General features: G+C 70.1%; 14 protein-coding genes. 10 read left to right on the top strand and 4 right to left on the bottom strand.

Annotated features, from left to right (window positions below; all coding sequences use genetic code 11):
* Positions 1-22: 22 nt before the first annotated feature.
* Positions 23-721: a DUF4191 domain-containing protein gene (locus KUF83_RS31575; protein ID WP_217458417.1), complete on the top strand. Its 699-nt coding sequence runs from the start codon at positions 23-25 to the stop codon at positions 719-721.
* 265 nt (positions 722-986) lie between these two features.
* Here KUF83_RS31575 and KUF83_RS31570 read toward each other — a convergent pair whose 3' ends face one another.
* Positions 987-1,454 (bottom strand): RDD family protein, encoded by a 468-nt coding sequence (locus KUF83_RS31570; protein WP_217458416.1) that lies wholly within the window; start codon positions 1,452-1,454, stop codon positions 987-989.
* Between the two features lie 199 nt (positions 1,455-1,653).
* On the opposite strand from KUF83_RS31570, the gene glnA reads away from it, so the two are divergent.
* On the top strand, positions 1,654-3,063 hold the full coding sequence (glnA, locus tag KUF83_RS31565) for a type I glutamate--ammonia ligase (RefSeq protein WP_217458415.1): 1,410 nt from the start codon (positions 1,654-1,656) through the stop codon (positions 3,061-3,063).
* Positions 3,064-3,228: 165 nt separating this feature from the next.
* Here the strand turns inward: glnA and KUF83_RS31560 are convergent, their stop codons facing one another.
* Both KUF83_RS31560 and KUF83_RS31555 read right to left on the bottom strand, forming a co-directional pair.
* Positions 3,229-3,525: a hypothetical protein gene (locus tag KUF83_RS31560; protein ID WP_217458414.1), complete on the bottom strand. Its 297-nt coding sequence runs from the start codon at positions 3,523-3,525 to the stop codon at positions 3,229-3,231.
* A gap of 218 nt (positions 3,526-3,743) precedes the next feature.
* The gene (locus KUF83_RS31555) at positions 3,744-4,052 is read right to left on the bottom strand and encodes a hypothetical protein (RefSeq protein WP_217458413.1); all 309 of its coding nucleotides are present in this window, start codon (positions 4,050-4,052) and stop codon (positions 3,744-3,746) included.
* A gap of 165 nt (positions 4,053-4,217) precedes the next feature.
* Here KUF83_RS31555 and KUF83_RS31550 point away from each other — a divergent pair, with 165 nt between their 5' ends.
* The 8 genes from KUF83_RS31550 to KUF83_RS31515 all read left to right on the top strand — a co-directional run bounded on the left by KUF83_RS31550 (position 4,218) and on the right by KUF83_RS31515 (position 12,714).
* Positions 4,218-4,577, top strand: coding sequence for an arsenate reductase family protein (locus KUF83_RS31550; protein ID WP_217458412.1), 360 nt, complete (start codon positions 4,218-4,220; stop codon positions 4,575-4,577).
* 147 nt (positions 4,578-4,724) lie between these two features.
* Complete coding sequence (locus KUF83_RS31545; protein ID WP_217458411.1) at positions 4,725-5,411, top strand: septal ring lytic transglycosylase RlpA family protein; 687 nt, start codon at positions 4,725-4,727, stop codon at positions 5,409-5,411.
* A 272-nt stretch (positions 5,412-5,683) separates the two neighbouring features.
* On the top strand, positions 5,684-6,712 hold the full coding sequence (glnII, locus tag KUF83_RS31540) for a glutamine synthetase (protein WP_217458410.1): 1,029 nt from the start codon (positions 5,684-5,686) through the stop codon (positions 6,710-6,712).
* Between the two features lie 398 nt (positions 6,713-7,110).
* Positions 7,111-7,734 (top strand): winged helix-turn-helix domain-containing protein, encoded by a 624-nt coding sequence (locus KUF83_RS31535; RefSeq protein WP_217458409.1) that lies wholly within the window; start codon positions 7,111-7,113, stop codon positions 7,732-7,734.
* A 100-nt stretch (positions 7,735-7,834) separates the two neighbouring features.
* Complete coding sequence (locus tag KUF83_RS31530; RefSeq protein ID WP_217458408.1) at positions 7,835-8,827, top strand: SDR family oxidoreductase; 993 nt, start codon at positions 7,835-7,837, stop codon at positions 8,825-8,827.
* A gap of 90 nt (positions 8,828-8,917) precedes the next feature.
* Positions 8,918-10,225, top strand: a complete 1,308-nt coding sequence (locus KUF83_RS31525; protein ID WP_217458407.1) for a sensor domain-containing protein — start codon at positions 8,918-8,920, stop codon at positions 10,223-10,225.
* Positions 10,210-10,863 carry a response regulator transcription factor gene (locus KUF83_RS31520; RefSeq protein WP_217458406.1) on the top strand — a complete coding sequence of 218 codons (654 nt, stop codon included), beginning with the start codon at positions 10,210-10,212 and terminating at the stop codon, positions 10,861-10,863. The genes KUF83_RS31525 and KUF83_RS31520 overlap by 16 nt, the downstream gene beginning before the upstream one ends.
* Positions 10,864-11,145: 282 nt before the next feature.
* Positions 11,146-12,714, top strand: a complete 1,569-nt coding sequence (locus tag KUF83_RS31515; RefSeq protein ID WP_217458405.1) for a DUF1996 domain-containing protein — start codon at positions 11,146-11,148, stop codon at positions 12,712-12,714.
* Positions 12,715-12,825: 111 nt separating this feature from the next.
* Here the strand turns inward: KUF83_RS31515 and KUF83_RS31510 are convergent, their stop codons facing one another.
* Positions 12,826-13,278, bottom strand: coding sequence for a hypothetical protein (locus KUF83_RS31510; RefSeq protein WP_217458404.1), 453 nt, complete (start codon positions 13,276-13,278; stop codon positions 12,826-12,828).
* Positions 13,279-13,442 lie beyond the last annotated feature (164 nt).

Here is a 13,442-nt window from a genome sequence, read left to right as displayed (position 1 = left end):
GGCGCCACGTAGACTTCACGGCATGGCGAGGAAGGAACCCGCAGCGGACGCTGCGAACCCCGGGCGGCTCAAGCAGATCGCCCTGACTTACAAGATGACCCGCAAGGCCGATTCCAAGATCGGTCTTGTACTCGCGGCTGTCGGAATCGTCACCCTCGGCGTCTTCCTCGCGATCGGCTTTTTGATCGGGTACCCGATCTATCTCGGAATTCTCGGCCTCCTGCTGGCTTTCCTCGCGACGGCGATCGTCTTCGGACGCCGCGCCGAGCGTGCGGCCTTCGGGCAGATGGAGGGCCAGCCGGGCGCGGCGGCAGCGGTGCTCGACAACGTCGGGCGCGGCTGGACGACGACTCCGGCCGTGGCGATGAACCGCAGCCAGGACGTGGTCCACCGGGCCGTCGGCAAGGCCGGCATCGTGCTGGTGGCCGAGGGCAACCCGAACCGGGTGAAGAGCCTGCTGGCCGCCGAGAAGAAGAAGATGGCCCGCATCGTCGCGGACGTGCCGGTGCACGACATCCTCGTCGGCACGGGCGAGGGCCAGGTCGAGCTGAAGAAGCTCCGCACGACGATGATGAAGCTCCCGCGGGTCCTGACCGGCCCGCAGGTGACCGCGACCAACGACCGGCTGCGCGCTCTCGGTGACCTGATGAGCAACATGCCGCTTCCCAAGGGCCCGATGCCCAAGGGCATGCGGATGCCGCGCGGCGGCAAGATGCGCTAGCGACCACACCCGCGCTGCCACTGGCTTCAGCGAAACGGGGCTCTCCGCGACCACCGACGGTCGCGGAGGGCCCCGTTTCCGTTGGGCCGGGCACGTATACGGCGGGGTGCGTACGTCGTGAGGGGAGGGGCCCCGGAACCGGTCGGTTCCGGGGCCCCTCCCCTCACGACGATCCAAGACCTGTGCTGTGCGCTCGGTACGAGCTGCGAGCTGCAAGCTGCGGGTGAGTTGACCCGAATGGCGGTCAGGCCCCGATCCCGCCCGGTCAGACCCTGATCTCGACCGTGCCGGCCATGCGGTCGTGCAGCCCGCGCCCGTCGCGGTCCCAGATCAGGGCCGGGAGGGCGAGGAACAGCAGGATCGTGCGCAGCAGGGCGCGCAGCGGATGGACACGACCGGTGGCCAGGGCGACCACCCGCAGGCCGAAGAGCCGCTTGCCCGGCGTGCAGCCGACCGTGCCGAGGGTGAGGACGATCAGCGTGAACAGGATGATCGGCGCCCAGACCTGGGCCGCCCTGTTGTAGCTGTCGGTGATCAGGCCGTATGCGATCAAGAGGCACAGGCCCCAGTCGACGGCCAGGGCGCCCAGACGCCGTCCCGGGCGCGCGATCGATCCGGGGCCGGACTCGGGCAGACCCAGCTGCTCGCCGCGGTATCCGAAGTCGGCACCGGCTTCCTCCGCGGCCGCGCGGGGTCCGGAGAGCCACGATCCGATTACTTGCCTGTTGTCCACCCGTCCAAGGTACTGCGCCCGTTTTGCCATGCGGACAGGTGGGGTGCGACGGGCCGGGTCCGGTTAACTTGGGCGAAACAAATGGGTCACGCTTGAGAAACCACCCGTCCCTAAGGTCGGGATCAGCGTGTGCCACCGCACTGGCCGCACGAACGAACTACCACCCCGGTCCGAAGTGGGCGGGAGTAGGAGGAGCTGGATGTTCCAGAACGCCGACGAGGCCAAGAAGTTCATCAAGGACGAGGACGTCAAGTTCGTCGACGTCCGCTTCTGCGACCTGCCGGGTGTGATGCAGCACTTCACCCTGCCGGCAGAGGCCTTCGACCCGACCGAGGAACTGGCCTTCGACGGCTCCTCCATCCGCGGCTTCCAGGCCATCCACGAGTCCGACATGGCGCTCCGCGCCGACCTGTCCACCGCGCGCGTCGACCCCTTCCGCCGCGACAAGACGGTCAACATCAACTTCTTCATCCACGACCCGATCACGGGCGAGCAGTACTCCCGTGACCCGCGCAACGTGGCGAAGAAGGCGGAGGCGTACCTCGCGTCGACCGGGATCGCCGACACCGCGTACTTCGGCCCCGAGGCCGAGTTCTACGTCTTCGACAGCGTGCGCTTCGACACCAAGTCGAACGAGGCCTTCTACCACATCGACTCCGAGGCGGGTGCCTGGAACACCGGCGCCGTCGAGGACAACCGTGGTTACAAGGTCCGCTACAAGGGCGGGTACTTCCCGACCCCGCCGGTCGACCACTTCGCCGACCTGCGTGCCGAGATCTCCCTGGAGCTGGCCAAGTCCGGCCTCCAGGTCGAGCGCCAGCACCACGAGGTCGGCACCGCCGGCCAGGCCGAGATCAACTACAAGTTCAACACGCTGCTCGCCGCGGCCGACGACCTCCAGCTCTTCAAGTACATCGTGAAGAACGTCGCCTGGCGCAACGGCAAGACCGCGACCTTCATGCCGAAGCCGATCTTCGGTGACAACGGCTCGGGCATGCACGTCCACCAGTCGCTGTGGACCGGCGGTTCCCCGCTGTTCTACGACGAGGCGGGCTACGCGGGCCTGTCGGACACCGCCCGCTACTACATCGGCGGCATCCTCAAGCACGCCCCGTCGCTGCTGGCCTTCACGAACCCGACGGTGAACTCGTACCACCGCCTGGTCCCCGGCTTCGAGGCCCCGGTCAACCTGGTCTACTCGCAGCGCAACCGCTCCGCGGCCATGCGTATCCCGATCACGGGCTCGAACCCGAAGGCCAAGCGCGTCGAGTTCCGCGCGCCCGACTCCTCCGGCAACCCGTACCTCGCCTTCTCGGCCCTGCTGCTCGCAGGCCTGGACGGCATCAAGAACAAGATCGAGCCGGCCGAGCCGATCGACAAGGACCTCTACGAGCTGGCTCCCGAGGAGCACGCGGGTGTCGCCCAGGTCCCGACGTCCCTCCCGGCCGTCCTCGACCGCCTTGAGGCCGACCACGAGTTCCTGCTCGCGGGCGACGTCTTCACGTCCGACCTGATCGAGACGTGGATCGACTACAAGCGCACGAACGAGATCGCGCCGCTGCAGCTGCGTCCGCACCCGCACGAGTTCGAGCTCTACTACGACGTGTGATCCACACGGCGTCCGCCCGGTGCCCTGTCGGCGCCGGCCGGGCGTGGAGCCTCGCGGCCTTTCACGGAGCCCCGTCACCGCCTTCGGGCGGCGGCGGGGCTCCGTCGTTCCCCGTCCGGCATGGGACGACGCGCGACCCCACGGGCGTGCTCTTTGGGGACGGCCTCACTTCTGACGGGTCATCCAGGGGCGTTCGCGGCGGTAGCGGCGTTCCCACCTGGCCATCTGATCCCGGCGCTGCCGGTAGGCGCGATAGCTGTTGTCGCCGCCGCGTGCCGACGGTCCCGAACCGCCGGACGGCCTCGGGACGCCGCCGGGCGCCGACGAGCCCGGGGAGCGCCGACCGGTGCGGACGTATCGCGTGTGCAGGTAGAGCAGAGCGCCCGCGGCGAGCCACCAGACCGGGTTGTCGAATCCCAGGACGACCAGAGCGAGGACCGCTGAAATGATCAAGGTACCCATGACGGGTCTCCTTGTACGTGGAGGGCGTGACCTTGAGATGTCCGACGTGACGCCGGGAGTGTGCGCCGGCCCGCCGGTGCGTCGAGCGTAGCCCTCCGGATGCCGGGTGATGCCCCTCCGGCGGGGACGAACAGCGGCCCGGTCCACGGACGCACGGTCACGCGACGCCCTGAGGCCGGTGCGCCGCCCGGGAGTCGGGCGGCGCGACGGGCCTGGGTTCAGCGGGCGTACCTCATCAGAGCCCGGACCATGTGGCAGGTCGTGTCCGACGGGGGGTGCACACCCACGAGTCGGGCCGTGCTGCGGATCTTCTCGTTGCGAGCCTGGTTGGGCATGTGGACGCCGGAGTCGAGGAGGGCGATGGCGAGCCTCATCGCCTTGAGGCGGCGGTTGTGCATGACGTACCACTCGCGGGGGCGCCCCGGGGGCAGCGGACGCTTCTCGACCGGCTCGTACGGCAGGTCGAGCGGGACCGCCCTCTTGGATGTGGACTGGGTGGGCAGCGGACTGAGTGCGGCAGCGGGCACAGGCATCCTCCTGTCGCGGTCAGGGCACCGGCCGGCGTCTCCGGCGGCACCCTCGAACACTGCTTCTATTCTACTGCCGCCCACTGACAATCGCCCCTGGCCAGAGGGCCTTTGAGGGTGCCGTGACGGATGAGTGGCACGGTGTTTTCGCGTACCTTGTGCGGCATGGAGATCTGGATCAACCCCGCCTGTTCGAAGTGCCGCGGCGCCCTGAAACTGCTGGACGAGGAGGGGGCCGACTACACGGTTCGGCGGTACCTGGAGGACGTGCCCGACGAGGCCGAGATCCGGGAGGTCCTGGAGCGGCTCGGTCTGGAGCCCTGGGAGATCACCCGGACCCAGGAGGCCGAGGCGAAGGAACTCGGAATGAAGGAGTGGGCGCGGGACGCCGGTTCGCGGGAGCGGTGGGTCAAGGCCCTGGCCGAACACCCCCGGCTCATCCAGCGGCCGATCATCACGGCGCAGGACGGGACCGCCGTGGTGGCCCGGACGGACGAGGCGGTGCGGGACGCCCTGGGCAGGTGACCGCGGCAACCGGCCCCGAGGGCAGAGCGGTTGATGTGATCCACGTTACTTCGGTGACTCGTGTTACCTGCTGAGCAGGCCCGTTCGGTATTTCGTACATGACGGCGGACGGCCGCCGACCGGGGCGGCCGGGGACAGGAGCCGATCATGTCGCGCAGGAGAACTCTCGACCCGAAGAAGAAGATCGCGCTGCTGGTGAGCGCCGCAGCGGTGGCCGGCGGCGGGGCCTTCGCCCTGGCCTCGACCTCGAACGCGGCGCCCGCCGCGCAGTCCTCGGTGGTCTGCGACGGACTGGCCACGGCGCTCGGCAACAACGAGAAGTTCATCGAGGGACAGCGCACCGCCCCGGACGCCCAGTCGCAGGCGCGGATCGCCAACCGCGAGGCGGTCATCGCCCAGATCAAGGTGCAGCAGGAGGCGTCCGGTTGCACGGTCGGCGAGTCCGACGCGAACGTGGGCGCCGGAGCCGGTGCGGGAGCCGGAGCCGGGGCGGGCACGCAGGCGCCCGCAGAGTCCGCACCCGCCGAGCAGCCGTCGCAGAGCGCGTCCGCGCCCGCCGCCGGGGCGGGCGACGACGCGGCCGCCGGTGAGCAGGTCTGCAACGGGTCCACGGTCACCCTCTCCGGCGAGGCGGGCGCACCGGCCGCGTCCAGCAACCAGTTCCCCGCCGGCACGAAGCTCAGGGTCACGAACCTGGACAACAACAAGTCCACGACCGTGGAGGTCACTTCGGTCTCCGGCAGCTGTGCCCTCCTGAACAACGCGGCGTTCGAGCAGGTGCGGGAACCCGGGAAGTTCCTGATCCGCAAGGCCCTCATCGAGAAGGTGGGCTGACGGAACCCGTCCCACCGCAGACGCACTCCGTGCCACGCGGCAGCAGGGTGGCGGCCCCGGCCGTCACCCGACGCCCGCTCCCCGGAGCGGGTCGCCGCCGCTCTCGGCGAGTGAGTCGCAGCACAGAGGCACCAGGTAACACGGGGTTCACATTCGAGCAATGACCGGGAAATCGCCTGTTGGCAGGCTGCGGGCATCCTCGCGGCGCCCCAGTGCCGCAGCGCCGCAGCACCCGCATTGCGCGTAGAGACCCACCCCGAAGGATGTGTCCCGTGGCCTTCAAGGCTGAGTACATCTGGATCGACGGCACCGAGCCGACGGCCAAGCTCCGTTCGAAGACGAAGATACTGGCGGACGACGCGAAGGGTGCGGAGCTGCCGATCTGGGGCTTCGACGGTTCCTCCACGAACCAGGCCGAGGGTCACGCCTCCGACCGGGTGCTCAAGCCGGTCGCGTCCTTCCCGGACCCGATCCGCGGCGGTGACGACATCCTCGTCATGTGCGAGGTCCTCAACATCGACATGACGCCGCACGAGTCCAACACCCGTGCCGCGCTCAGCGAGGTCGCGGAGAGGTTCGGCGCCCAGGAGCCGATCTTCGGCATCGAGCAGGAGTACACCTTCTTCGACGGCGAGCGCCCGCTCGGCTTCCCCGTCGGCGGCTTCCCGGCCCCGCAGGGTGGTTACTACTGCGGCGTCGGCGCCGACGAGATCTTCGGCCGTGACATCGTCGAGGCCCACCTCGACAACTGCCTCAAGGCCGGTCTCGCCATCTCCGGCATCAACGCCGAGGTCATGCCCGGCCAGTGGGAGTTCCAGGTCGGCCCGGTCTCCCCGCTGGAGGTCTCCGACCACCTGTGGGTGGCCCGCTGGCTGCTCTACCGCACCGCCGAGGACTTCGACGTGTCCGCGACGTTGGACCCGAAGCCCGTGAAGGGCGACTGGAACGGCGCGGGCGCGCACACCAACTTCTCCACGAAGGCGATGCGCGAGGGCTACGACGCGATCATCACCGCGTGCGAGTCGCTGGGCGAGGGCTCCAAGCCCCTCGACCACGTCAAGAACTACGGCGCCGGCATCGACGACCGCCTGACCGGTCTGCACGAGACCGCCCCGTGGAACGAGTACTCCTACGGTGTCTCCAACCGTGGCGCCTCGGTCCGTATCCCGTGGCAGGTCGAGAAGGACGGCAAGGGTTACATCGAGGACCGCCGCCCGAACGCCAACGTCGACCCGTACGTCGTGACGCGGCTGATCGTCGACACGTGCTGTTCCGCACTGGAGAAGGCCGGACAGGTCTGACCCGGCTGTTTCTCCGCAAGGGCGCCCACCTGCCTGGTGGGTGCCCTTTCGCATCCGGCCAGGGGTGGGGCGGGCAGCCCCTCGGCAGGTGTGCGGGACGGTGTGAGCGGGAGGCATGCGCCACATCGTGGCTGAGAGGTGTCCGGCCTGTGAGAGGAGACTGATGCCGCCGTCCCGCGTCTGCTTCAATGAGGGCATGGCCAGCTTCCGGAAGTGCATCGCGACGGGTCGTCATGACCTGGAGCCCTTCTGGCCCTCCCGTCAGCACCACGACTTCGACCGGGTGTGTTGTCGCGCGACGAACGCGCCGGCCCTCTAAAGCCGTACCTCCCGGCCTTCGGCCAGCGCGCACGACGTACGTCCTCCGACGACCTCTCGCGCGAAAGAGCTGACCTCTCATGGCGAACACCCGTTCCTTCTCCGCCGTTGCCACCGCCCCCGCCCCGGCCGCCGTCACAAGCCCGGCACGCCACCGTCTGCGCTCCGTCGACCGGGACGCGGACTGGGGACCTGCCCGCCCGGACGACGCCAGGAGCCCGGGCCGGGACGTCACGGCCTTCCTGCCGCCGGGAACCACCTGGCTGCCCGCTCCCCCGCACACCCTGCCCACGCTGCCGGGCCGCCCGCCGATGATCGGGTACCTGGTGCTCGTACCGGCCGACCAGCCGTCCCTCCTGCCGGTCGCCGCACCGGAGACGGCCCGGGCGGAGTCCGAGGAGCCCGGCGACGCCTCCCGTGTACGGGTCGACACCCTCCGGCGCACCGCCCAGGTCGACGGGCGGCCGCTCGACCTCACGTACCTGGAGTTCGAGCTGCTCGCGCACCTGGTGACGCATCCGCACCGGGTGCACACCCGCGACCAGTTGGTCACCACGGTGTGGGGCTACGGACACGTGGGCGACGGCCGGACCGTGGACGTCCACATCGCCCGGCTGCGCCGCAAGCTCGGCGCGGAGCACCGGGACACCATCCGGACGGTACGACGCGTCGGATACAAGTACGCGCCCGCGACCGGGAGTTGACGCCGGCCCGGCACAGCTCTGAACCGCCCGCCGGCGGAACGGTTCGCCTGTGGGCAGATTCCCGTTCCGTCGCGCGGCTCATCAGGGCAGAGTCACCCGCATGAGACTTCTGATGCTGGGTGGTACGGAGTTCGTCGGGCGGGCCGTGGTGGAGGCGGCGCTCGGCCGCGGCTGGGACGTGACCGTCTTCCACCGGGGACGGCACGCCCCGCCCGCCGGGGTGACCTCTCTGCACGGTGACCGCACCGACCCCGACGGGCTCGCGGCCCTGGCGGAAGGGGAATGGGACGTCGTGGTCGACACGTGGTCGGCCGCTCCCCGGGTCGTGCGGGACGCGGCCCGGCTGCTGAAGGACCGGGTGCGCACGTACGTGTACGTGTCGAGCTGTTCCGTGTACGCGTGGCCGCAGCCGGCCGGCTACGACGAGAGCGCCCCCGTGGTGGCGGACGCCTCCCCCGACGCCGGGCAGACCGACTACGCCCGCGACAAGCGCGGTGGCGAGCTGGCCGTGCTCGGCGCGTTCGGTGAGGAGCGGGCGCTGCTGGTGCGGGCCGGCCTGATCCTCGGCCCGTACGAGAACATCGGCCGCCTGCCGTGGTGGCTGGCCCGGGCCGAGCGCGGCGGGCCCGTGCTCGCACCGGGCCCCCGTGAACTCCCCCTCCAGTACGTCGACGTCCGCGACCTCGCCGAGTGGACCCTCACGGCCGTGGAGGGCGGGGCGAGCGGGCCGTACAACCTCATCAGCCCGTCGGGGCACGCCACCATGGGGACGCTGCTCGACGCGTGCGCGCGGGTCACGGGCGGCGCGGCCGAGCTGCGGTGGACCGAGCCCGACGTGATCCTGGCGGCCGGCATCGAGCCGTGGGTGCAGCTGCCCGTGTGGGTGCCGCCGGGCTCGGAGTCGCACGACATGATGCACCGGGCCGACGTGTCGAAGGCGGTGCGGAACGGGCTCCGGTGCCGTCCCGTCGCCGAGACGGTCGCCGACACCTGGACCTGGCTGCAGGACATCGGCGGCGCCGCCCCCCAGCGCCCCGACCGGCCCGTGGTGGGGCTCGACCCCGTCGTGGAGGCGAAGGTCCTGACCGGCTGAGCACGGCCCGGGGGGGGTGGTGCCGGCACCACCCCCTTCCGGGTGGTTCGACCCCCTGACCGCGGCGACGGTCTGGGCGAGACTGAGGGCATGGACAGCAACGGGGACGACAGGACGGACAACAGGGCGGACGACAGGACGGTCGGCAGGGTGCGGGCCGCGGCGCTCGCCGGGGTGCGGGCCCTGCTGCTGGCCGTGGTGGCGCCCGCCGGGTCGATCGTCCTGTTCGTGCTGGCCGTCGTGTCGATCGTCCTGGTGCCCCTCGGCATCGGCATCGTCACGACACCGTGGGTGCTGGCCGCCGTGCGCGGCTTCGCCGACTGGCGGCGGCTGGTGGCGGCCCGGTGGTGCGGGGTGCGGATTCCGCCCGCGTACCGGCCGGTCCCGAAGGGCGCCAACCCGTGGGGGCGGTGCTTCCACCTGCTCGCCGATCCGGCCGTCCGGCGGGACCTGCTGTGGCTCCCGGTCGACATGACCGCGGGCTTCGTCACCGCGCTGCTGCCGGCCGTGCTGCTCGCCTATCCCTTCGAGGGGTTCGCCCTGGCCGCCGGGCTGTGGCGGGTCTTCACCGACGGCACGTACGTCGGCTGGTGGTACGGGTTCGTGCCGGTCGGCGGGCAGCTCAGCGCGCTGGGCGCGGCGGCCCTGGGCGCCGCGCTGCTCGTCACCGGTGTCCACACGGCCCCCTTCCTCCTGCGCGTCCACTTCCTGCTGACGCGGTCCGTCCTCGCGTCGGGCCAGGGCAAACTCGCCGAGCGCGTCCGCGTGCTCACCGAGACGCGGCGCGACGCGGTCGACACCTCCGCGGCCGAACTGCGCCGGATCGAGCGGGACCTGCACGACGGGGCACAGGCGCGGCTGGTCGCGATGGGCATGGACCTCGGCACGATCGACGCCCTGATCGAGAAGGACCCGGCGAAGGCCAGGCAACTGCTCGCACAGGCACGCAGGTCCTCCGCCGAGGCCCTCACCGAACTGCGCGACCTCGTACGGGGTATCCATCCTCCGGTCCTCGCGGAGCGCGGACTCGGTGACGCGGTCAGGGCGCTGGCGCTGCGGATGCCGATCGGGACGGAGGTCGACGTGGCCCTGACCGGCCGGCTCGGGGCGCCGGTGGAGTCCGCGGCGTACTTCGCCGTCAGCGAGGTCCTCACCAACGCGGTCAAGCACTCGGGTGCCGAGCGCATCTGGGTCGACGTGCATCACGCGCCGGTGCACGGCGGGATGCTGCGGGTCACCGTCACCGACGACGGCAGGGGCGGCGCCACGGTCGGCGGGGGCTCGGGACTCTCCGGAGTCGAACGGCGACTCGGTACATTCGACGGCGTCCTTGCCGTCAGCAGTCCCGTGGGCGGCCCCACCATGGTGACCATGGAGATCCCTTGCGAGTTGTCCTAGCCGAAGACCTGTTCCTGCTGCGTGACGGCCTGGTGCGGATGCTGGAGGCGTTCGACTTCGAGATCGCCGCCGCCGTCGAGAGCGGACCCGAACTGACGCGGGCCTTCGCCGAGTTGGCGCCGGACGTCGCCGTGGTCGACGTACGGTTGCCGCCCTCGCACACGGACGAGGGGCTGCAGTGCGCGCTCGCGGCCCGCCGGGCCAGACCAGGGCTGCCGGTGCTCGTGCTGTCGCAGCACGTGGAGCAGTTGTACGCGCGTGAGCTGCTCGCCGACGGGGCCGGCGGGATCGGATACCTGCTCAAGGACCGGGTGTTCGACGCCGAGCAGTTCATCGACGCGGTGCGCCGGGTGGCGGCCGGTGGTACGGCGATGGATCCGCAGGTCATCCAGCAGTTGTTGTCGCGGCGCCAGGCCGACGACCGGCCGCTGGGCCGGCTGACCCCGCGCGAGCTGGAGGTTTTGGAACTGATGGCGCAGGGCAGGTCGAATGCGGCGATCGCGGGCCAACTCGTGGTCACGGAGCGGGCGATCGCCAAGCACACGTCCAACATCTTCTCGAAGCTGGACCTGGACGTCTCGGACGATGACAACCGGCGCGTTCTGGCGGTTCTCGCCTATTTGGACCAGGGCCGCTGAAAGGCCCCGGAAGAAAGACCGGCGAAGGCCGGCGACGGTCGCGCACGGGCCGGCCGGAACACCGGTCCCGCGTTCCGTTTTCGCTGAATGATATTCAAAATTCGCGCCGTAACTGCCGTTGTTTCAGGGGCTTCTGAGCCCCTTGCGCCGGGATTGCGCCACAGAAGCCCCAGTAATTTCCGAGGCCTCTGAACGCCCCATGAACCTCCTCCGTATTGAACGGAGCCGCTTCACCTCCTGTCGGGCGCCCCGATGCCCCCGCAAGGAAGCCAGAGGAGTTCCATGGGACGCACGAACAGAAAACGCCGCTCCACGCTCGCCAACCGGGCGATAGCCGCATCGGCGGCTCTCGCGCTGGGTGGCGGCGGTCTGCTTGCGGCCAACATCTACGCTTCCGCGGGCGAGGGCAAGAACTCGACGCGGAACGCTCAGACGAACGCCGCCTCGGTGGCCACGATCAAATGCCCGGACGTCGGTCAGCAGCTGACCGACGTACCCAAGGGTGCCCGCGCCGGTGTCGACAAGGAACTGGCGCAGCTCGACCAGCAGGTCACGGAGGCCTATAAGCGTCTTGCGGACACACGCCAGGCTCAGGCGGGGGACCCCGGCTACGTCAACAACGCCATCCTCGGCCCGCTGAAGTCCAAGCGGGTGGCCACGATCGACCGCATCAACATCAACATCAAGCGTGCGGGCGGCAAGCCTCCCAACGCCGGCGACCAGCTCGCCGGCTGTGAGGGTGTGGCAGCCGACCAGCCCGCCGCCGGTGAGGGTCAGGGCGGCAACGGCGGCCAGGACCAGGGCGACGGCCAGAACCAGGGCGACAACGCCGGTCAGGGCGGCCAGGACCAGGGCGGCGACGGCGGCCAGGGCGACAACGGTGGCCAGGACCAGGGCGGCAACGGCGGACAGGACGGCAACGGTCCCGCCGCGGCCGACTTCCAGGACATCACCCAGGTCCAGCCGACCGGCGGAGCCAAGGGCGTGGGTGCGAACGGTCTCCCGGCGAACGGGAACGGCGGTTCCACGGGTACCTTCACCACGAACTGCGGCACCAACGAGAACGAGAACCGCAACTCGGACAACGTGATCGTCGCCCCCGGTGTCAGCAACGGTGCGCAGCACCAGCACGACTACGTCGGCAACCAGGACAACGACGCTTTCGCGAGCGACCAGGACCTGGCGGCCGCTGACACCACCTGCCAGAACCAGGGTGACAAGTCGTCGTACTTCTGGCCGGTGCTGCGTGTGCAGGACGGTCAGGACGACATCGACGCGAACGCGCCCGGTGGCGGTCAGGACGGCAACGTCGGCACGATCCTCCAGCCCGCCGAGGCGCAGCTGAAGTTCGTCGGCAACCAGCAGGGCGATGTCGTCGCGATGCCGACGGCCCTGCGCATCATCACCGGTGACGCCAAGGCCTTCGTGAACGGTCTCGGCAACGCCAACACGAACTGGAGCTGCACCGGGTTCGAGGACCGGCAGTTGACGGACAAGTACCCGATCTGCCCCGAGGGCAGCTCCGTGGTGCGGACCACCAACTTCCAGAGCTGCTGGGACGGTCAGAACATCGACTCGGCCAACCACCGCACGCACGTGTCCTTCGTTCAGCAGAACGGCGCCTGCGGCAACGGTTTCCAGGCCATCCCCCAGCTCCAGGTCCGTCTGGTCTACGACGTAGCGGCGCCGCAGATCCAGAACGGGCAGGTCCAGAACGCGTTCGCGGTGGACTCCTTCCCGGACCAGCTGCACAAGCCGATCACCGACCACAACGACTTCATCAACTTCTTCGACGAGAACACGATGAACGAGGTCGTCGACTGCATCAACAGCGGTCAGGACTGCCAGTAGCACCGGGGCAGTGAACAGTAGGAAGCCGGCGGTGGGATCTCCCACCGCCGGCTTTCGTCCGTCTTCCCGGCCCGCGCGGCCGGCCGTGGCGTGGCCGCTGTCGTTGCGGGGTCAGCTCTTGTGGCTGCCGCTCGTGTGGCCGCCGCTGTTGTGGCTGCCACCGGGGTTCATGTGCTCGGAACCCTCCTCCATGGTCCCGCCGAGCTCGCCGCGCAGCGCCGCCACCGTCTTCTTCTCGCCGACGGCGACCCACTTGCGGCCGACGAGGTAGTAGCCGCCGTAGTCCTTCGCCCCGTTCAGCCACTCGCGCTGACCGCGGTCGGTGGCGAACGTCGCGAGGACGTACTTGCCGTCGGAGCTCTTGCAGATGGCCTGGCGGATCGTGTCCGCGTCCGTCTGCATGTTCGGCTTGCAGCCCGCCTCACTCGCGATGTGCTCCAGGCTCCCGGACGCGGTCGCGGGTACCTTCTCCCCGCCGTCCCCGGAACCGCAGCCGGTCACCGCCAGCAGTGCCAGGGCCGCCCCGGCCGTACCGGCCGCGAGCCTCTTCCTCGTCACACTCATTCGTACGTACCTCCGGGTCGGTTCCGGCCTGGGAGACTGGGTCCCGGCCCACGCCGTCGAGAGCCCCGGCAGAGGGGCCCCGCCTTCGATACGGCTCCCGCACGCTCCGCGCTCAATCGGCTGCCGTACGGGCATGCGATCCTCATCCGTCTCGGTCCCGCCCA

It is taken from the genome of Streptomyces sp. BV286, assembly GCF_019090165.1.
Lineage (GTDB): Bacteria > Actinomycetota > Actinomycetes > Streptomycetales > Streptomycetaceae > Streptomyces.
The sequence above is the reverse complement of the archived record's forward strand: the minus strand, read 5'-3'. Positions and strand labels throughout refer to the sequence as shown.